The organism is Grimontia kaedaensis (genome assembly GCF_023746615.1).
GTDB classification, from domain to species: Bacteria; Pseudomonadota; Gammaproteobacteria; order Enterobacterales; family Vibrionaceae; genus Enterovibrio; species Enterovibrio kaedaensis.
The window spans coordinates 455,962-476,189 of sequence record NZ_CP082276.1; the positions used below are offsets into that span (position 1 = coordinate 455,962).

Consider the following 20,228-nt stretch of genomic DNA (forward strand, 5'->3'; position numbering starts at 1 on the left):
AAACTCAAACTGAGGGCCATGCTGGCTTTTGTTAGTGTCGATCATACGGTGAAAAGCAGCGTGAGAAAGGATAGATGACTCTGGAAGGAGCGATGACATTCAGCATCGCTATATTCGTCTTTGCAATTACTCCCGGCCCAGGCATTTTCGCGATATTGGCTCGAGCTATGGTGACTGGCTGGCGAGATTGTGTGGCGATTTCTGCTGGCATGGTAGCAAGTGATTTGATTTACCTGACGCTAGCGTGTTTTGGTCTGGCAACAATTGCAGAAAATTATGCAGGGTTGTTTACCGTGATTCGCTATGTAGGGGCTGCTTATCTGATCTATTTGGGCTACAAGATGTTCAAAGCTTTGCCGCAGGTTGCGCAGCTATCTGAAGAAACCGTTAAGAAATCCACCGGTGTAGCAGCTGATTTTGCCCAAGGCTTCTTGATTTCAGCTTCAAATCCTAAGGTTATTCTTTTTTATATTGCGTTCTTGCCAACTTTTATGGATGTGACGCTTCTGAGCATGGGTGACGTGGTATTGGCGAATGTGCTGGCAGGTTTTGCCTTGATGAGTGGTGTCATGATGATCGCTGTGGGCGCAGATCGCGCAGCAAAGCTACTCAAAACGGAAAAAGCGGTTAAGCGAATGAATCGCAGTGCCGGTTCTCTTATGATTGGTGCTGGAGCGTATTTGGTTATCAGTCGTTAGGCTTAAGAATTTGGATGCAAAAAGCAGCCTTAAGGCTGCTTTTTTGTCTCTAGCAATCTCATCAGGCGATTTTGGCTTGCGCTGCCGTGAACTGATGGGAAATGGAAGAAATCATCGACGGCGTGATCATTGGATGTGAATGGGTCGCGGCCACAATCACGATATCAATAGCAGGAAGTGGCGGTAAATTCGCACCCGACAGCACTTTCAGATCTGATGGTATGCTCCCAGAAGCCATGGCGGAAAGCGCCTGTTGGCTTCTCACCAAACCTACCAGTGTTGATGCGCTGGTGGTGAACGCGACCAAATCGACATCAATACCAAACTTGCCGAGTCCATCGAGTGCGGTGGTATGGAACTTACAGCTTTTATCAAATAAGGCTAGTGGCAAGGGGCGGCGTTCCACCAACGTTGGGTCATCACCACATACCCAGACACCTTTATCATGCTTTAGCAGCCAGCCTTCGTCAGAATCGGGGGCTCGGGTGACGATGGCCAAGTCCAAATCACCGCTGTCGAGCCGTTGACGCAAACGCACACTGGAAGCGCAAAGCACATCAAAGGTCACCTTGCCGAGTTGCTGTCTGAAAGCCTCAAGCAGCTCAGGCAGCAGTGATTCTGCATAGTCGTCAGGACATCCAATACGGATAGGTCGGGCGTTGTCTTCACGTTTGAAAGCGTCCAATGCTTCGTCGTGTGAGGCAACCAGTCTCCGGGCGTGGCTGACCAAACGTTGACCAGCAAGGCTGACGGTAAGCGGCCGTTTGTCTCTATCAAACAGCGGATTACCCAGCTCCTCTTCCAGTTTTTTTATCTGCATGCTGATGGCAGATTGTGTGCGGTGAATCTGTGCAGCGGCGCGGGTAAAACTGCCTGTGTCCACGATAGCTAAAAAGCTTCGCAGTGAATCGATATCCATTCCCGATCTGTCCTTGCATCATCGAATCGAATACTAGGTATCAAAACTATGCGTTAGAAACCTGTCCTGCTTGTGAGCATACTCGTTCACATCAACAAAAAGCAAAAGGAAAGGAGAGCCTGATGAAACTGATAATCGCCAACAAGAATTATTCGACATGGTCACTGCGTGGTTGGCTGGTTCTCCGAGGCTTTGATTTTGATTTTGAAGAAGTTGTTCTCGATTTGTTCACGGATGCTTTCTATACAGAAGTGGGAAAACACCCAGGCGCGGGAAAGGTCCCTGTGCTGGTGGATGGTGATGTTGCCGTTTGGGACTCTCTGGCTATCTGTGAGTACGTTAACGAACAATATCTCAACGGAAAAGGTTGGCCTGAAGACGTCGCCCGACGTGCCAAGGCGCGTGCACTCTCTGCTGAAATGCACTCTGGATTCACCGCACTTCGCGAAGAGATGCCGATGAATATTCGAGGACGCCGCAACGTCTCAGCGTCGGAAGCGTGCTTGAAAGACATCGCGCGTATAGATGCCATTTGGACTGAGCAAATGGCACAGTTTGGTGACAAAGGTGGCTGGCTGTTTGGTGACTTCTCGATTGCTGATGTGATGTATGCACCTGTCGCGTTGCGCTTTTTGACTTATGGTGTTTCTGTGTCCGCTAAAGCACAGCGCTACATGGAAAAAGTGTTGGATGATGCCACTATGAATCAGTGGATTGAGGAATCCAAGTTGAATACGGTTGTAGTTCCGCAGGGGGAAGCTGGCGAAGAGATCACGGTTTAGGAGGAAGGAATGCTTGTATACGGAGATATGAAGTCCGGAAATTGCCTGAAAGTGAAACTGATACTTTCGTTTCTGGATATCGAGCACGATTGGCAACATGTTGACATCTTGAAAGGCGAGACGAAAACGGCGGAATTTCTGGTGGTGAATCCTAATGGGAAAATACCTGCCGTCGTTTTGGATGATGGCCGCGTGTTGTCTGAATCAAATGCCATTCTGGGCTATTTTGCAGAAGGTACATCTTATCTGCCGACAGACAACTTCTTAAAAGCCAAAGTCTACGAATGGCTTTTCTTTGAACAATACTCGCATGAGCCATTTATTGCGGTTGCCCGTTTCATTCAGAAATATCAGGGAATGCCTGAAGAGCGGCTTGACGAATACCATTCCCTGCAGGCTGGTGGACACAAAGCATTGAAATTGATGGATCAGCAGCTTGGAAAATCAGCTTTCCTCGTTGGTGATACAATGACTATCGCAGACATCTCGCTATACGCCTACACGCACGTGGCGCACGAGGGTGGGTTCAGCTTGGAAAACTATCCAAACATTCTGCGTTGGATAAATGCTATCGCCGACAGTGAGCGTTACGTCGGAATGCCCGATTGAAGCTCTGACAAATCCAACATTGAAACCGCCGTATAAGCGGCGGTTTCTCATTCAATACACAATATCCATTACTGCGCAGGTTGAATGCTGATCTCTACTTCACCAAAGCCAAGCGCACGCATTTCATCAGTATCCAAATTGGTTTCCAGCTCAATATCACCCTGACGAAGCGTTTCCGTCACACTGCGTTTAGAGCGACGCGACTCAGAGATAGGTTGTGCCTGCCCAATATCGATGGTGCCTGCATACTGGGATTCTGCATAGAAGTCACCGGAAACAACAGCTTCGAACGGACGAAGGCTTTGGCTGGTGACGCTCTGCATGTTCTGTAAACCATTTTCCTGAATGGCCCAGCTCCAATCCCACCATTGTGATGCGCCCGGGATATGACGAATATTCCACTGGTGCCGAATATCGGCAGAAGGCTCACTGGCTCGTCCCATGGTGAAAGTATGTTTGTGGGTAGGGCGGTTGGTTGGGTGGGTATGCCATGCGTTACCACTCCAGCGAAGGAAGCCGTCGAATTCGACATCATAACTCACGTCTGCGCTGAACCGGTAAGGGTAGGAGATACTTGAACGGTACAGTTCCACGCGAATAGGAATTTCAGAATTGGCAGGTACCATAGGGCGAGCCTGAAGTGTAACCGCTTCAGAAGTTGCACCACCATTGGTGTTCGCCCAGCTTTGGTTAGCTTCCAGTTTGATCGTCAATTCTGTTTCGCCGACCAAAGGCCACTGGAACGTGTTTTTGGTTTGCACGGATTGTGAAAAACCATAAGTGTTGGTTTTCGACCAGTTGGTGGATTCATCCACTTTGAGGTCAATGACCACCTGCTGTGCGATGTCGCTGCGGTTTCTAGCCGTTACATACACGGTTTTCACCAACTGCTTGCTGGACTCAGTTACATCACCGTGCCAGAAATCATCACTGTTCAGTGTGTAATTAAAGTTGCTGACTTTGATAGCCGTTTTCTCGTCGCACCGGTACCCGTCACAGGAACCACGGTTGTTGCCTTGAATTACCCATTTGTCACCTTCCTGTCGGACCGACATGTCTCTGCCAACATAAGGGCTACTGTTTCCGCTGACCCAAGCGTATCCGAGGTGGTGGGCTAGACTGCTTAGCGGGTGGATAAACTTGCTTTCATCCGAAACCAGATTGTATTGAATATCGATTTCTTCTCCTTCAGGCAAAGTATGTTTCGCCACGTCAGGAATCCCTGTATTTCCCGTGTTGGTTGGATGGCACCAAGTACTGTAGTTGGGTAAATCCTGTTTTATTCGTCCTTCATGTCCAGTTCCCATGATGACCCAGTCATCTTTCAAACCGGTAATTTGCCACTGACCCATTTTCGACAGCAGATAGTCGCGATGTAATGTGGCTTCACTTCGTGTGATAGGACGATAACCAGAGCGACATACATCTTCTCCCTGGTAGTCGACAACAAGCTGATCAGGAAAAATCTTCGCAAAACTGGGTGTAGAAAACGCTGAAAACAGAGACAGGGTGATCAGCGACAGGGTGACTCTAGGCATGGCTTTTTCTCCATTGTTTTTAGATGTTGTGTTCCTGCGTTATTGGTAACGCAGAGTCAGCATGGCACCGCTCTCGAGAGGTGCTAACTGAAAAACAATGAAAATTAATCACCAATAAAATCATCGTATTACGACTATATTTTCAAACTTACTCTTGCTTTATAAGCGGGTAATTAACTGGGTATGCTCGGAGACTTCATCCTTGATGAGTAAGAATTCTGGATCTTCATAGATGACATCCAGTTTTGCCAGACAGCTTCCCTCTTCGAAAAACAAGTAAGGAGTCGCATGCAAAAAATTGGTGGTCTTGTTTAGGTTATCGACATAGACCAATTCGACTTCACACTGAAGAAGGAAACTGGAATCGAGTGTTGATGCTAAGTGTCCTGTCAGCTTCACCAGACTGGTTTGTTCAGTACTACCATCTTCTATGCTGGAAACATGAATGATGGAACGACCATCAACAGCAGTCTGGCCTTTGGCAATGGTAGTACTGCGATCGGGATGAACTTGCACGAGGAAGTGCTGGTAATGACCCGACATTAATTGTTGTTGCCAAGGCAAGGCCAGTACGCCGATAAACACACTGGTACTAAGAACGAGAAAAGCAATGGTGACTTTCATTTTCGTTGCTCCACAAACTGAGTGATTTGAGCGGCGACGACGGGAAACTGCCCCGAGCGATAAGTGAGGTTGATGGCATCTTGTGCTTGGCGATGGAACCATGAAAGCTCATTTTCACCACCTCCGAGCCCGACAAAAACGACACAATCACACTGGTTTGAAGCGAGTAATCGCCTGAGAGGCAAAGAGAGTTTTACAGACGGTGATTTAATCAGCACCAATTCACCAACATGCTGTTTGGTTAATGCTAAGTGGGGGGCTGGCCAGGGAGTGAAATCCAGTTTGACGGAGAGAATGGCAAGTGTGGTAAATGCCAAGGCGATAGAGAGTACGTTGAGTGCTGCTTTAATATAGCTAGGGCGGATGGGGAGCTGATGATTTTGATGATTGCTCTCCGAAGCTACTTGTTGCTGCTCGGGCAAGGAATCGAGATCCTTCTTTGGATTGGGTAATGCTTCTGAATGGCTGTGCTCGAGGGTACTTTCCAATGGAATCTCAATGCATTGTACTCTGCCCGGTAACGCGCGATATCCCACTCTTGGAGCCGTAACGATTGGGCTCTCTTTGACACCAAGTTTTAAAAAAGCGTGCCTTAAAGTGCTGATGGATTTGGCCAGTGAGGTATCACCCACACAGACGTTTCCCCAGGCGTGGGTAATAATTGTTTGCTTCTCGAGCACATCCGGAGCGCGCTCTAGCAGTAACTCGAGAATCAGTCCTTCCCGGTGGCCAATACCCACACTTCGTGTATCAGTAAATATCCGGTTTTCTACTGGATCAAATTTTATCATTTGCATTCCTGCTTGCATTGTAAATTTGACAGATGCATAAGAAATAGAATCTCCATAAAGGATATCTATATGGGATTTTAGTTGATTTTTAAAGCGAAATTTACAACGTTGAAAATATATTTGTTGTTTGGTGTTTATATTTAAATTTCATTGTTAACTAATATATTAATAAAGTGGTTATGACATGATTCCTCTAAGTGTTTGAAAAATATCCAGGTGAATCATAAATCTATTATATTATATTTATCAGTATGTTGGGTGTAATAGGTTGCATGGTTCGAATGTGGTTTTAACTGAATGCCATTACTTGCTTAAATTCGAGAAAAGGTGTGAAAATAAACTTCTGACACTGTTTTTCTGGATTCTCTTTCTACTGTATTGTCATGGTTTTGTTATTTTTATGTCATTCCTAAAATTTACTTTTCCACCATAAAAAGGGCTCTTTTATCTGCATGTCATTCTAGTCATTAATATTTCTATTTTTAAGAGGGATATTTCGATGGCCTTGATGGACAAAACCGATGTGTAAGGAGCAAGTTGAGGCTTTTGGTAACGACGGACCTGATAACTGGAAGATTTCGGCGGATAGACAACCAAATCGGCCTTTTCTTTGATATAGCCCATCAAAATGTTCTGCTGCTTAGGTTTAAGGTGTTGCCTCATCCCGCAGAAAAGAAGTCGCACTCCGATGACAAAGATTAATCAAGAAAGACTGGTTGAGCATTTTATTGAGCTGGTGAAAATTGACAGCGAGTCTGGCAACGAAAAAGCCATGGCAGAAACGCTGGCAGAACAGCTGGGTCAAATGGGTTTTGAAGTCAGCAAGCTTCCTGTGCCTGAGCATATTACTAACGGTTTCAATATCTATGGCAAACTGGCGGGCTCACTGGAAGGCAGCACTATATTCAGCAGCCACATGGATACCGTTACACCGGGTAATGGCATTGAGCCGGTTATTGAAGACGGCATTATCCGCTCCAAAGGCAACACTATTCTGGGTGGCGATGACAAATCTGGTATTGCTGCTGTTATGGAAGCGGTTCGTACCATTCAGGAAAATGGGGAAGCGCATAAGACCATCGAAGTTGCGTTTACCGTTTATGAAGAGCTGGGCTTGGAAGGTGCTAAGCACTTTGACATGAGTAAGATAGAATCCCAGCAAGCGATCGTGCTGGATTCAGGCGGTCCGATTGGCACCATTATTACGACTGCGCCTGGTCAGCAAAGCCTGAAAATCACCGTCATAGGAAAACCGGCGCACGCTGGCCTTGCGCCTGAAACGGGCATCAATGCACTCATTGTTGCTTCTGACGCGATCAGCCAAATGAATTTGAGCCGTATCGACGAAGAAACTACGGCTAACATTGGTGTTGTTCGCGGCGGTCAAGCGACAAACATTGTCATGCCTGAACTGTATATAGAAGCAGAAGCACGCTCGCTGAATGACGACAAGCTGGCGAAGCAGGTTGAACACATGGTTTCAACCTTCGAAGCCGCGGCGGAAAAACATGGTGCCGGTATTGAGATCGAATCTACCCGCTCTTACAACGCTTACCAGGTTGCAGACAGCGATCCGCATGTTGTGGCGATCAAAGCAGCTTTCGAAGCCAATGGTATCGAGCCGATGACTAAACCAACAGGCGGTGGCTCTGATGCGAATATCTTTAACGAGAAAGGCCTGAAAACCGTTAACCTTTCTACGGGTATGGCGAAAGTGCACACGACAGAAGAGTTTATCGCCATTGCAGACTTGGTTGCTATCAGTGAATTTGTGCGCACCTACGTGACGCGTTAATCGAATGATAAATAAAAACCGCCTTCCGGCGGTTTTTCTTACTTGGTTTTATTGTCCAAACCAAGGGAGATAAACTTGCTGATGGGCGATGTCTAATGCAACGTAGACCAACAGAATCGACATGCTGATATTGAACAACCGGAAATAAACGGGGGTCGCGATGCGCTTACCAAGCAAACTGCCGATGAGCGAATAGGAGGCGGGAGCGCCAAAAGCCAGTATGGTCAAGATCCCAATCCAGAAAAGGCTCTCTATCCCGTGGATGTCAGCAGCAGGAAATTGAATCGTCACAATGGGGAGCGTCGCAATGATGCCCTTGGGGTTAAGCAATTGCAGCACTAATCCATCGCGGAACGTCATCATATTTTCATTACGTGAACTCTCATCGATATCCACTTTCGCCTTTGCCAACTTCCACGCGATGTAAAGAATATAGCCGCAACCAATAACACTGATATAGGGAAGGGACGTCTTGGAAACCAGCGTACCGCCAATCAGTGACATTGCAATGAAGAGGATAAGCATTGCGGTGGCGACACCAGCGAAGAAGCCGAAATCCTCTCGCGTGCGATTTTGGAGTCCGCCATTCAGGCCAAGAAGATTTACAGGACCCGGAGAATACATAATGCCAAAGGCATATGCCCAAAGTTCGAACATAGGAAGTCCTTTTTAGAAATCAGAGAGGGAAGTTAGTCAGAGATTTGAAGCTGGTATTGTTTGGGTGTCATACCATAGACGCGCTTGAACCTTCGATTGAAGTGGCTACTGTCGGCAAAACCGAATTCCTGAGCAACATCGCTTGCAGGCTGGCCGCTTTCCAGCGCTTTGCGAGAACCATTGATACGACAATTGATGACGTATTGGTGAGGTGTAATACCAAATTGCGCCCGAAACTGACGGATAAAATGGAACTTCGACATGTTGGCAGCATCAGCAAGATCATCAATAGCGATATCTTTAGCGAGGTTGTCCTGCACAAAATCTTTGGCGCGTATTAGCAAGGTATCTCTGCGGTTTGTTGGCGTGGCCTCATCTAACATGCCAGCTAATGACACCAGAGTATGTGAGAGGTTAAAGAGTGCAGATTCCTGCTCAATACGATGGCAGGAGGGATCTTTAATTAGGCTGGAAAGGATCAACGCCTGATTGCGGAGTTTAACATCGTTGAGTAAGCAGCCTTTGATTCGCAGCGACGATGGTACTTTCACGCCCAGCGCTTTGACTTGAGCGGCAATACTATCTGGGTGGACATAGAGCATCAAATACTCGAGGTTTTGGTCTCCTCCCGAACTCCCATCATGAACATCTTCCGGATTGAATAGGATAACCCCGCCTTCAGGACTTTTATGGAAAGCGCTTTGACAGAAAAAATCCTGCCTGCCTTTAAGCGTCACACCAATAGAAAACTCTTCGTGGGCGTGTTTGTCGTAAGTGAAGTCGCTCATATTTGCGTCAAGCACAGCGACACCTTCAAGGTGCTCACTGTTTACAAACTGGAAGCGATTGTCTGTGTCCACGTCCGTTCCCTCATTGATCTCTTTAACATCTTTGCAAAATATAGAAGGGAGAGGAAACGAAAACTTGAACAAAATTGCGCGATTTTTCTATTTATCGCGCTATTCGGTGGGTATTACCATTTGGCGAATATGCTGTCGAAGCTCCTTCGCGTTCGACTCTGTCAGTAAGAGATTGGCGAGAGAGACCATCGCGATGGCAAAATAGGCGCCTGACGATAGAAATGATCCCCAGCTAAAGGAAGCAAAGGTCATAAACGAAAAAAGGCCGATCAAACAAAGTTGAGCCAGTTGGTTGTAATTGATGGCAAGGATCCCCGTGGCGGGATCGTTTTCAATATTGACGGGCAAAGTACTCCATCCCCATTTCACACGTACCTTGCCATCTTTTAATACTGCGTTAAATCCATTTTCCCTGAGGTGTTGGCTGAGTTTGTCTAAATCCATTAAATGCCGCCGATGCTATCTGTATGCCCAAATGTGGAGCCACAACAATCGCATTGATGATAGGAACTGCCAAGCATCAGATCCACAGAGTTCGAAAGAACGATCGTTGCGCGTTGAAATAAAGTGGCATCCGGTTCAGCTTTTCGTGGCTCAAGTTGCACCAGTGTGTGGGCAGTCATTTTCCCGCAATCACTGCAGTAAAGTTTGTTCTCTTGTTCTGCCATATGTACCTTCCTTAGTTGTTTTCACTTTGAAGCCCTGTGAAAACACCGTTCACACTGAATATCAGCCTACTTCAGGCTGATTGGTGAAATGAAGGCGGGTAAGTAAAAATGTGAATCTATTCGAAGTATTGAGCCCTAAATGTCTTCTTTTTCGCCAACCTGTCAGATTTTTTAGAGGTAAGGAACGTCTTTGGCTTGGATCCTATTAAATTTGGTTAATAGGCGATCAACTTCTTGCTGATGTTATGTAGTTAAAACTCAAAAATCGTGAGTATCAAAAAAACAAATAACATTCTTTGATGAGAATAAAGAGGAATATCTAAAGAAAATAATGAAATAAATGTTGATATAAGTCTCATTAATAAAATAAATCTAAATTAGATCGCGTTTTTTGTTGCGTGATCCTCAAATTGATAAAAAATATCAAGGTACGGCGAGGAAACAACAAAAAATGAATTCAGCCATTTAGTAATCATCACTGTCTCCAAAAAGAAAAGGGATCATTTCTTGGCGGTGATTTGGATCCTTTTGTCACTTAGTCCATGAAAAGGATCTTAATGTGAATTGAAGTGTATCGTTCAGCGATCAGTGATTAGATCCTTCTGGAAATAATCAATACCCTGAACGAATGACAAATGAAAACGCAGTTGTGCACTGGAAGCGAATTTGTTGGAGATGTGAAATGTTTGGGCAAGGCGATCTGCGAAATAAGCTCGTAAATTACGGTCGTAAACTCTTTTTGCAAGGACATGATGTTGGCGAAAGCGGAAACCTCTCAGCCCAGATGAAAGATGGGACTGTCGTCATTACCACCAATGGATTGAGGATGGGAAAGCTGGAGCGAGAACACTTCTCTTTGGTCTCTCTAAAAGGGGAGCTAATATCCGGTGATTTACCGGAATGGGAATTCCAGCATCATTTAGATATTTATAATGCCAACCCAAAACACAAAGCTATATTCACAATCACACCAAAGCATATCTCTAAATTGATCTCTGAAGAAAACATTAACGTTGAGAATGTATTACCAGCGCTTTCTCCAATCGTGGCAATGAGAACAACGACACTTCCAAAAATCCCATTATTTAGATCTTCTGGATCCCGATTTCTTGTCGAAAAAGCTAAAAATCATCATGCGGTCTTAATTGATACTATCGGCTTGGTGGTAATGGGAGAAGATCTCGAAGACGCATTGTGTAATGTTGAAGAGCTGGAAGAAACAGCAGCGCTAAGGATGCAGGCGTCTAATGATAACTTTCGATATTTGAGTAACGAAGAGATCGCGGAAATTAACGCGGTATTCGCACACTAATATCTCTCAATATCCAAAAGGATCCAAATCAAGAAGCTGGTATCAATGCCAGCTTTTTTTTGTATTTAATAGTGGATCGCGCGAGGAAGATCTTTTGCCTGAGCAACCTAGTCTTCAACTTTGCTTTCACCTGGTAATTGACGAACTAAGTTTTTCTCTTCATTCACCTTAGCCATCTTGGCTGCTAGGTTTGCCGCATTACGTTGTGCTAACTCAGGGACTGCATCGACACCGGCGAATTCCAGAAGATCGGCATATTGCGTACTGATCCCCTTCACTCGGGCCAGATCAGCCAGGTTAATCCACTTCAGCACGAGTTTGCTGCTGATCTCACTCTCATCCGCTATGGATTTACGGCCTGAAGGCTGAGCACCCTTTTCCAGAAGCTGCTCAATGGTTGAAATACCAATCGCTTCGAGTTTTTCAGCGTAGGTTTCACCAATACCTTCGATATCAACAAGCTTAGTCATTTGCTCTTTCTCCTTAATCAATGAGCGAGAGACCTGCATTTCCCGAGTGAAAAGAGAGGAATTGCGGAATAGGAAATACAGGCTAATACCCAAACTCGCTGAACTCTGCATCTTCAGGTTGCTTGGGTATATCTATCGACTCAGACCGCAACAGGAAAAAGTGTTCTGATTTTGAGAGGCTGTTTGAGATGACGAAGTTGCAGGTAGATACCTATCAATGAGCTTAATCATGTTCAGGCGAATTAAAGAAACTAACTGTTAACTAGTTCGCATTGCAGTCTACTTAACATGAAAAATGACATTTCTGTGCTGAAATCAATACATTACCAATTAATTAAGTGTGTATTTCATGACTGTACTTGCGAACGAAAACCCTGATGTCATTCCTGCTGGCACACTAGAGCAATTTAGTTTCGATGCTCCTTCACTAAAAGGTAATGTGGCGGGAGAGAATGCCAGCAGGGAGATCATTGTTTATCTCCCAGTTGGCTATTACGCCGACTTAAATAAAACCTTTCCCGTGATCTATGTGTTACATGGCTACGAAGGGGAGCCGAATTCCTGGTTTGATGAGGGCTTGAATGATGAAGCTGGACTGGATGACATTCTGGATGAAGTGATTAATGAAGGAGATTTGGAGCCTTCTATTGTCGTAGCTGTTGATGGACGAAGTTCACTCAATGGCTCTTGGTACATCAACTCGCCAATTTCAGGAAACTTTCTGGATTACTTAACGATAGATGTTGTTAGGGAAATTGATATCCGTTATCGCACCCTACCAGGAAAAATGGCGATCCTTGGTCATTCAATGGGTGGTTTTGGCGCTATGTTGGCTGCAATGGAAAATCCTACTTTATACCGCACCTGTGTGGGTTTGAGCCCCGCCGGTATGATGATGAAAAGGCATGACTATCAGCAGCATGCGGCGTTCTTCCAAAGTGAGTTGGAAAAGCTTATTAATGGTGGTGAACCTGAATGGTTTATTTATGCTTACCTGACCATCATTCGTGCAATTGCCCCAGACATCAACAACCCGCTTCTTTATATTTCTAAAGATATTGACGATATTGTGACGGAATTGGAGGACTTCCAGCTTTCCGATATTGCAATGAGACAAGTTGACCGGATCCGCGACTTACCCATCTATACCGAGATTGGTGATAACGAAGGTGAATCCGTCGGTGAACCGATATTAGATAACTTCAACACCATGATAACGACGTTTGAGGCGCTGGAGCTCAACGTTACATCCCACGTTTTTATTGGCGGACACACAGATAAAGTGGTTGAGCAGGTATATCGGGGATTGCGATATATTGGCGGTATATTTCAGGAGAGTAAAATATAACATTCGTTTAATCTATCATCTAATTTTAGAAAGGCGCGATTTTTCAGAGTGCGCTTTTTCTTATGCCTATCGTTTTATACACATACTTTCATAAATTAATTGTGAAAATTCGCAAACTTAAAAATTATGACAAGTCAAGACTCATTCATAATCAGCCATATATTCAGGCAGCAAAAAGTAGCTAACCACTTTTCATAGAAGGCTCTTTAGTTTGCTTTGGGTATTACAAGCGAGCTACCAATCAATTTCGCTTGCGCTCAAAAGTAAACGCCGATTTCGGCGTTTTCTTTAACAAGAAGAGGCTTGGCTATGGAAAATCAATCAACTATTACAAAAAAACTCCCTTCTTTTATCGAAACACGTCTCAATTCGTTTTTGCGAGATATGACGGAGCCGTATGAAAACTCGCGGCCGCTACCTGTCAGTAGCCGGCCAGGAGAAGGCTCGGTCGTCATGCAAAGTAACGATTACCTATCACTGAGTCTGAATGATTCAATTCAATCGGCGCATTTGAATGCCATTGCGGCTTCCAAAGAAAATGTCGTGATGTCAGCAGTATTTCTTCAGGATGAAGACCATAAACCTGATTTCGAAAATCGTCTTGCTGATTTTGTCGGTATGGACGGCTGTGTGTTATCTCAATCTGGCTGGGCGGCAAACATAGGTCTGTTGCAAACGATTTGTGAACCTGAAACACGGGTTTATATAGATTTCTTTGCGCATATGTCGTTGTGGGAAGGTGCACGTATTGCAGGCGCGCAGATCATCCCTTTTATGCATAACAGTGTGAATAATCTGAAACGCCAAATTAAAAAGCATGGAGCTGGCATTATCTTGGTGGATTCTGTCTACAGCACCATTGGCACTGTTGCTCCTCTTCCCGCCATCTACGAAGTGGCTGAAGAGTTCGATTGTGCTTTGGTCGTCGACGAGTCTCACTCACTGGGGACGCATGGCCCAAATGGTTCAGGTCTGATCAATGAGATGGGCGTTCGGGACAGGGTAGATTTTGTCTCTACCAGTCTCGCCAAAGCATTTGCTTACCGCGCAGGCGCAGTTTTAGGGCCGGAGAAACTGATCACTGCAATGCCGTTTGTTTCTTTCCCGGCCATATTCAGCTCGACAGTATTGCCACAAGAGATTGCGCGCCTGGATGCGACGCTTGATGTAATACGAAGTTCTGATGAAAAGCGAAGGCGATTATTTGAAATATCAGATTCACTCCGTTCAGGTTTGCGAAATATTGGCTTCAAGATCCGTAGTGATTCGCAAATCATTTCCCTGGAATGTGGCGATGAACAAAACACTGAGCGTGTTCGTGATTTTCTGGAGGCCAATGGGGTATTTGGTGCTGTGTTCTGTGCACCAGCAACACCAAAAAACAAAGCCATCATCCGTTTTTCCCTGAGCGCTAACATGAGTGACTTGGAGATTGATAAAGTGCTGACGGTGTGTCAGGCGGCCTACGATCGGCCTGATCTGAATTTCTACTAACGGACATACTCAAAAAATTAGCAAGAGCCCCAGGCGGGGCTTTGTTATTGCAACCAATTGGTGATTTTGTCCCGTAACTTACGCTGGTCTGAAGGTTTGACAATGAAGTCGGACATACCAGAATTGAGGATCTTATCCAGTGTAGGTTTTGAGTTGTCTCCAGTATGTGCGATGATCGGGATGTTAGAATATTGCTGTTCGGAATCGCGAATTCTGCGGGAGGTTTCCAGCCCATCCATGACAGGCATTTCAATATCCATCAGGATCAAATCTATGCATTGCGCTTCATCATTGAGCGTTTCCAATGCGCTATTTCCGTTTGGACATTGAACGACTTTGAAGCCCTGTTTTTCCAATAGTATCGAGGTGAATTGCCGTAATGTTTCACTGTCATCAACAACCATGATGGTTTGTTGCATTTCGGTCTCATTGCTCGCGACTGGGTGGGCTGTGGTGATTTCCTCTGTGTCAAAGAACAGCTGTTCAATCACAGCGGATGTGTTGATGCGCCATACTAGCGTTTCTATCCAGGTTGGTTGGTATACCGAGTGGGATTGATGATGGTTGGCAGGACCATGGTGTAGATAAACCACCTGTGCTTTAGTAAAAGACAACAGGGGCTCAATATGGCTGAGCACATCACCGTTGGCCTTTACGCTCTCCAGGTCAACGACAATGACATCATACTCGAATTCAAAATCGCGCTTTTGAAGGGTTTGCAGCACATCGAGGGTTTGAAGCTTAAACCCGAGATCTTTGCTGATTTTGACGGCGCGAGCAATCAGGTCGGCTTCATCGGTGACAACCAGCATGGATTTAAGCTTGATGAGCTTGTGCTTGATGTCGTCAACGAGGGGGGACTCAATGTTGGGGAAGGTGAGGGTAAAGGCGGTCCATTCGCCCAGCTTAGACTCACAACTAATTTCTCCCCCAAACGAGCGCATCACTTTACGACAGAAGGGGAGCCCCAAGCCGTAATTTCCTGTTCTTCCGGTGGTATAAAAGTCCTCAAAAATGGCCTCGAGAATTTCTCTTGGAATACCCTGACCGTTATCCCGTACGATAATCCGGTTTTCGTACTGGTCGCTTTCTAAAAGAACATCAATCGTGAAGTTTTCGCTACTTCGGTGATGGAATGCGTTTTTAAACAGGTTGTAGACTACATATTTCAGCAGCGTATCGCTGCCAAGAAACTCAAAATCATTGGTGCTACGAAGCGCAATCGCTGTTTTGTCAGAAACGTTTTTGTAGCCAAAGCTCGCTATCGCGTTGCTTAAGACGGCTTGGGCATTGTGTTTTTTAAATGTTGAACGGGAAACGCGGCTTTCATCAATCGAAGTCAGTAACAGGTCGATGGTTTCATTGCCTGCGCGAATCATGTTCATGGCATCGTTGCTGACTTCCCGAAGCAACTGCACGTCTTCTTCCTGAAGCTGGTAAACCTTGCTGCGGCTGCTAGAAGGGTCTGGGATGGTGGAGCGAATTAAATCTATGGTAGAGCACAGCCCACTCAGTGGATTACGCATTTCATGAGCGATGCCCGCGCCGAAGACTTTTGCGATAGAAACCTTGGTTTCATGTTCTTGCTGGTTTCGGAAAAAGAAAATATTGCCAAATAGATAGATGAAAAGGAATACAGGCATATACGTCCAATCCATCGTGAATTCAAGGTGATACCCCTGTGATGCCCAAGCACAAAGCACTGCCATACTAAGCCCTAATATGGTCTGCGCAAACATCACCCAAGTGATATGAACCAAGAGGATGTGGAGGAAAATCGCGGCCATAAATGACAGTAACCAAACTGTTGACCAGTTGTTCATCAGCAGCATGTAAAAGAAGAAAAACGGAAGGACGATGGTAATGGCCAGTTGATAAAACCAATGCATGTATTCTTTAAGTGGCGACTTTAGACGTTTTCTTGCCAGAACAACAATGAAAAACAGGCAACAGAAAAGCCGCAATGAGAGGTTTTCATATGTTTGGGGGAGAAAGTAGGTCCAGATGAAATAATATAGAGGAAAGCCGATTAGCCCCATCCAGCCCACCAATGTCAGGTTAGGCTCAGCGTACTGGTATACCTTGCGAAATGCCGCTTCCATACTTTTGATAATTGCTGTCCTAGTCCAAACGTTTCGGTACCAGCCTTATTATTTTCTGTGCGGTGAATTTTCCTTTCATATTTTAAATAAATATTGAATAGGAAGTTGGTTAATTCACCTGCTGGTTTCGAATTTTTATCCTCGGTTCTTGAAATATATTAGTCGCTTTCCAAGTCCCTGAGTTATCTTAATTTGTTATTATGCCATCAGTTTCATTTTAATTGATTCTTCTCTAATATAATTAGATGTAGAGGTAGTCCCTGAAAAAACTTTATACAATGGTTTGTAATAAAGATGTCTTATTAATTGTACAAGTTTCGTTTTTTTTGACAGGCAAGGATTTAACGTCAAATTTAGAAAATATTTGAGCGCAGGAGTTAGACATTCTGTGGAATGTAATTGCGCACAGCCAACCTGAAAATGAGCATCATCAGTGTGTTTGAAAATAGCAAAAGCTACTTGCTCAGAAGTGGCTTTAGAGGGTAATGCGCGGAAGAATTTAGATAGAAAACTGGCTGGTATGATTTTCCAGTGCTTTGGCTTGTTTCGTCAGTTCAGTGCTTGCCTCTGTGATTTGGTGCATCGCAGAGGCCGTATTCTGGGACATAGAATTGATGTCGACGGAACCGTTGAAAAGAAAAAGCGAGCCATTTGGCTCGCTTTACTGTCTAGGTGATCATTTAGCGATCAGTCTTCAATGTAGCTTTCAATGCTCGGGCAAGAACAAATCAGGTTACGGTCACCGTAAACATTGTCGACACGGTTAGCTGTTGGCCAGTACTTCGAACCTTTCGATTGTGCGCTTGGGAAGCAAGCCAACTCACGGCTGTATGGGCGTTCCCAATCGGCAGCCATCAGGTCATTCTGCGTGTGTGGTGCGTTAACCAGTGGATTGTTCTCCAGTGGCCATTCACCATCCTGAACTTTAGCGATCTCTTCGCGAATCGCGATCATGGCGTCACAGAAGCGGTCCAGTTCGGCTTTGTCTTCACTTTCTGTTGGCTCAATCATCAATGTGCCAGCAACCGGGAAGGACATGGTTGGCGCATGGAAACCGAAGTCCATCAAACGCTTCGCAATATCTTCCTCCGAGATGCCAGAAGCATCTTTGATAGGACGAATGTCGATAATACATTCGTGCGCGATGCGGCCGTGAGTACCGCGGTACAGAACCGGGTAGTAAGGACGCAGACGCTCCATCACATAGTTTGCACTCAGGATGGCAACCTTAGTCGCTTCCGTCAGGCCTTGCTCGCCCATCATGGCAACGTATGCCCATGAAATTGGCAGGATTGATGCGCTACCGATCTGCGCAGCAGAAACTGCGTATTTAGTACCTTCAACCACATGACCTGGCAGGAAGGGTGCTAGGTGTGATTTCACACCGATAGGACCCATACCTGGACCACCACCACCGTGTGGGATACAGAAAGTCTTGTGCAGGTTCAAGTGAGAAACGTCAGAACCGATGAAACCTGGGCTGGTGAGACCAACCTGAGCATTCATGTTTGCACCATCGAGGTAAACCTGACCGCCCGCTTCATGAACCAGTTCGCACACTTCCTGAACCGCTTCTTCGTAAACACCGTGTGTAGAAGGGTAGGTGATCATGATGCAAGAAAGCTCGTTGCGGTGTTTCTCGATTTTCGCTTTCAGATCGTCAACATCGATGTTGCCGTTGTCATCACAACCTACAACCACGACTTTCATGGAAACCATGGCAGCAGATGCTGGGTTGGTGCCGTGCGCAGAGCTTGGGATCAGACAAACATTACGGTGAGCTTCACCACGGCTTTCGTGGTAACGCTGAATCGCAATCAGACCTGCATACTCACCCTGTGCGCCTGAGTTAGGCTGCAGCGACATGGCATCGTAGCCAGTGATTTCACACAGCATCTTGTTCAGTGATTCCGCCAACTCGCCATAACCCAGTGCTTGGTCAGCAGGAACAAATGGGTGCAGGGCACCGAATTCAGGCCAAGTGACCGGGATCATCTCTGCGGCGGCATTCAGTTTCATGGTACAGCTACCGAGGGGGATCATGCCGTGAGTCAGAGAGAAGTCTTTGTTTTCCAGCTTCTTCATGTAACGCATCAACTGGGTTTCACTCTGGTGAGTGTTGAACACAGGGTGCGTCAGGTAATCGCTGGTGCGTCGGCATGATTCCGGAATTGCCGCATACTCGTCCGCTTCTACAGAAGAGGCATATTGCGCCACGTCTGTTTCGTCCGTCAGTGCAGCTACCAGTGCGGTGACTTCTTCCAGTGTGGTGGTTTCATCGAAACTCACGCCCAACTGTCCATCCAGCTTGCGAAGGTTGAAACCAGCATCCTGCGCTTTTTGGAAAAGCGCGTCGGTTTGATCACCGGTGTTCAGCGTGATGGTGTCAAAGAAATCATGGAATGCCAGCGCGATGCCTGCGTGGTTAAACGCTGCTGCTGCCAATGCCGTCAGGTGATGTACGCGACGACCGATTTTCTTCAGACCTTCTGGGCCGTGGTATACCGCATAGAAGGCAGCCATATTTGCCAGCAGTGCCTGTGCAGTACAGATGTTCGAGGTCGCTTTCTCGCGGCGAATATGCTGCTCACGGGTCTGCATCGCCATGCGAAGTGCTTGGTTACCTTTCGAGTCGATAGACACACCAATCACACGGCCAGGCATAGTACGCTTCAGTTTGTCACGTGTTGCCATGAATGCAGCGTGTGGACCACCGAAGCCCATAGGCACGCCAAAGCGTTGTGCAGAACCAATAACGACATCTGCACCCATTTCACCCGGTGCTTTCAGCAAGGTGAGGGACAGCAGATCAGCAGCTACCGTTACCAGCGTTTTGTTGGCTTGTGCTGCGGCAATAAGGTCTGTCAGATCGCGAACCTGACCGGTTGTGCCAGGGTATTGGAGCAGTGCGCCGAACACATCGTGCTGCGGCAGGTTATCCGCTGCATCCACCACTACGTCAAAGCCCATAAAGCCTGCACGTGTGTTGATCACGTCCAGTGTTTGCGGGTGAACGTCGTCTGCCACAAAGAAAGTGTTGCTCTTACTCTTACCACCGCGCTTACATAGCGTCATGGCTTCGGCGGCAGCCGTTGCTTCGTCAAGCAGGGAAGCGTTAGCCAGCTCCATGCCAGTCAGGTCCATTACCATTTGCTGGAAGTTCAGCAGCGATTCAAGGCGACCCTGTGAAATCTCTGGCTGGTATGGCGTGTACGCCGTGTACCAACCTGGGTTTTCCAACACGTTACGGAGAATTGGATTTGGTGTGTAGGTGCCGTAGTAACCCTGACCGATAAAGCTGCGCTTGATGACGTTTTTGCTCGCAATAGCCTTTAGCTTGCTTAGCATAGCCACTTCACTCAGTGGCGCATCAAGATCCAAAGGTTGTGGCAGGCGAATGGCTGCTGGCACAGTTTCTTCAATGAGATGCTCAAGGCTGGTGGCATTCACTGTGTTCAGCATCGCTTGCTGGTCGGATTCGCGCGGGCCGTTATGACGGGTGACAAACTCGTTGTCAGCCTGCAGTTGATCAAGTAAGCGTGATTCTGTCATGACCTTCGT

18 protein-coding genes are annotated in these 20,228 nt (G+C 46.2%); 7 read left to right on the forward strand and 11 right to left on the reverse strand.

The features are described from left to right. Window positions 1–74 precede the first annotated feature (74 nt). On the forward strand, window positions 75–698 hold the full coding sequence (locus K6Q96_RS18920; RefSeq protein WP_251881881.1) for a LysE family translocator: 624 nt from the start codon (window positions 75–77) through the stop codon (window positions 696–698). 61 nt (window positions 699–759) lie between these two features. On the opposite strand, the gene K6Q96_RS18925 is transcribed toward K6Q96_RS18920, so the two are convergent. Beyond that, entirely contained in the window at window positions 760–1,617 is an 858-nt protein-coding gene (locus K6Q96_RS18925; protein WP_251881883.1) for a LysR family transcriptional regulator, read from the reverse strand. A gap of 122 nt (window positions 1,618–1,739) precedes the next feature. Here K6Q96_RS18925 and K6Q96_RS18930 point away from each other — a divergent pair, with 122 nt between their 5' ends. Both K6Q96_RS18930 and K6Q96_RS18935 read left to right on the forward strand, forming a co-directional pair. Continuing rightward, window positions 1,740–2,399, forward strand: a complete 660-nt coding sequence (locus K6Q96_RS18930; protein ID WP_251881885.1) for a glutathione S-transferase family protein — start codon at window positions 1,740–1,742, stop codon at window positions 2,397–2,399. 9 nt (window positions 2,400–2,408) lie between these two features. Further along, on the forward strand, window positions 2,409–3,008 hold the full coding sequence (locus K6Q96_RS18935) for a glutathione S-transferase family protein (RefSeq protein WP_251881887.1): 600 nt from the start codon (window positions 2,409–2,411) through the stop codon (window positions 3,006–3,008). Between the two features lie 68 nt (window positions 3,009–3,076). Here K6Q96_RS18935 and K6Q96_RS18940 read toward each other — a convergent pair whose 3' ends face one another. From K6Q96_RS18940 to K6Q96_RS18950, 3 genes are all read right to left on the reverse strand, one after another. Next, entirely contained in the window at window positions 3,077–4,546 is a 1,470-nt protein-coding gene (locus tag K6Q96_RS18940) for an aerolysin family beta-barrel pore-forming toxin (protein ID WP_251881890.1), read from the reverse strand. 159 nt (window positions 4,547–4,705) lie between these two features. After that, on the reverse strand, window positions 4,706–5,170 hold the full coding sequence (locus tag K6Q96_RS18945) for a hypothetical protein (RefSeq protein WP_251881892.1): 465 nt from the start codon (window positions 5,168–5,170) through the stop codon (window positions 4,706–4,708). Next, entirely contained in the window at window positions 5,167–5,961 is a 795-nt protein-coding gene (locus K6Q96_RS18950) for a winged helix-turn-helix domain-containing protein (RefSeq protein WP_251881894.1), read from the reverse strand. The genes K6Q96_RS18945 and K6Q96_RS18950 overlap by 4 nt, the downstream gene beginning before the upstream one ends. A gap of 688 nt (window positions 5,962–6,649) precedes the next feature. Between K6Q96_RS18950 and K6Q96_RS18955 the strand changes: the two genes are divergently transcribed. Beyond that, on the forward strand, window positions 6,650–7,756 hold the full coding sequence (locus K6Q96_RS18955) for a M20/M25/M40 family metallo-hydrolase (RefSeq protein WP_251881896.1): 1,107 nt from the start codon (window positions 6,650–6,652) through the stop codon (window positions 7,754–7,756). A 48-nt stretch (window positions 7,757–7,804) separates the two neighbouring features. On the opposite strand, the gene K6Q96_RS18960 is transcribed toward K6Q96_RS18955, so the two are convergent. The 4 genes from K6Q96_RS18960 to K6Q96_RS18975 form a co-directional block, all read right to left on the reverse strand. Further along, entirely contained in the window at window positions 7,805–8,413 is a 609-nt protein-coding gene (locus K6Q96_RS18960; protein ID WP_251881898.1) for a LysE family translocator, read from the reverse strand. A gap of 32 nt (window positions 8,414–8,445) precedes the next feature. Then, window positions 8,446–9,273, reverse strand: a complete 828-nt coding sequence (locus K6Q96_RS18965; RefSeq protein WP_251881900.1) for an AraC family transcriptional regulator — start codon at window positions 9,271–9,273, stop codon at window positions 8,446–8,448. A gap of 99 nt (window positions 9,274–9,372) precedes the next feature. Continuing rightward, a complete protein-coding gene (locus tag K6Q96_RS18970; RefSeq protein ID WP_062663711.1) occupies window positions 9,373–9,717 on the reverse strand; it encodes a hypothetical protein in 345 nt (114 codons plus the stop codon). After that, a complete protein-coding gene (locus K6Q96_RS18975; RefSeq protein WP_251881902.1) occupies window positions 9,717–9,941 on the reverse strand; it encodes a hypothetical protein in 225 nt (74 codons plus the stop codon). Before K6Q96_RS18975 ends, K6Q96_RS18970 begins: the two co-directional genes overlap by 1 nt. Window positions 9,942–10,623: 682 nt before the next feature. On the opposite strand from K6Q96_RS18975, the gene K6Q96_RS18980 reads away from it, so the two are divergent. Further along, on the forward strand, window positions 10,624–11,253 hold the full coding sequence (locus K6Q96_RS18980; protein WP_251881903.1) for a class II aldolase/adducin family protein: 630 nt from the start codon (window positions 10,624–10,626) through the stop codon (window positions 11,251–11,253). A gap of 107 nt (window positions 11,254–11,360) precedes the next feature. On the opposite strand, the gene K6Q96_RS18985 is transcribed toward K6Q96_RS18980, so the two are convergent. After that, complete coding sequence (locus K6Q96_RS18985; RefSeq protein WP_251881904.1) at window positions 11,361–11,723, reverse strand: DUF4332 domain-containing protein; 363 nt, start codon at window positions 11,721–11,723, stop codon at window positions 11,361–11,363. 349 nt (window positions 11,724–12,072) lie between these two features. Here K6Q96_RS18985 and K6Q96_RS18990 point away from each other — a divergent pair, with 349 nt between their 5' ends. Further along, entirely contained in the window at window positions 12,073–13,071 is a 999-nt protein-coding gene (locus tag K6Q96_RS18990) for an alpha/beta hydrolase (protein ID WP_251881905.1), read from the forward strand. Window positions 13,072–13,380: 309 nt separating this feature from the next. After that, entirely contained in the window at window positions 13,381–14,565 is a 1,185-nt protein-coding gene (gene cqsA, locus K6Q96_RS18995; RefSeq protein WP_251881906.1) for an alpha-hydroxyketone-type quorum-sensing autoinducer synthase, read from the forward strand. A gap of 44 nt (window positions 14,566–14,609) precedes the next feature. Here cqsA and K6Q96_RS19000 read toward each other — a convergent pair whose 3' ends face one another. Together K6Q96_RS19000 and gcvP are read right to left on the reverse strand one after the other, a co-directional pair. Further along, window positions 14,610–16,667, reverse strand: coding sequence for a response regulator (locus tag K6Q96_RS19000; RefSeq protein ID WP_251881907.1), 2,058 nt, complete (start codon window positions 16,665–16,667; stop codon window positions 14,610–14,612). 687 nt (window positions 16,668–17,354) lie between these two features. After that, the gene (gene gcvP, locus K6Q96_RS19005; protein WP_251881909.1) at window positions 17,355–20,219 is read right to left on the reverse strand and encodes an aminomethyl-transferring glycine dehydrogenase; all 2,865 of its coding nucleotides are present in this window, start codon (window positions 20,217–20,219) and stop codon (window positions 17,355–17,357) included. Window positions 20,220–20,228: the final 9 nt, after the last annotated feature.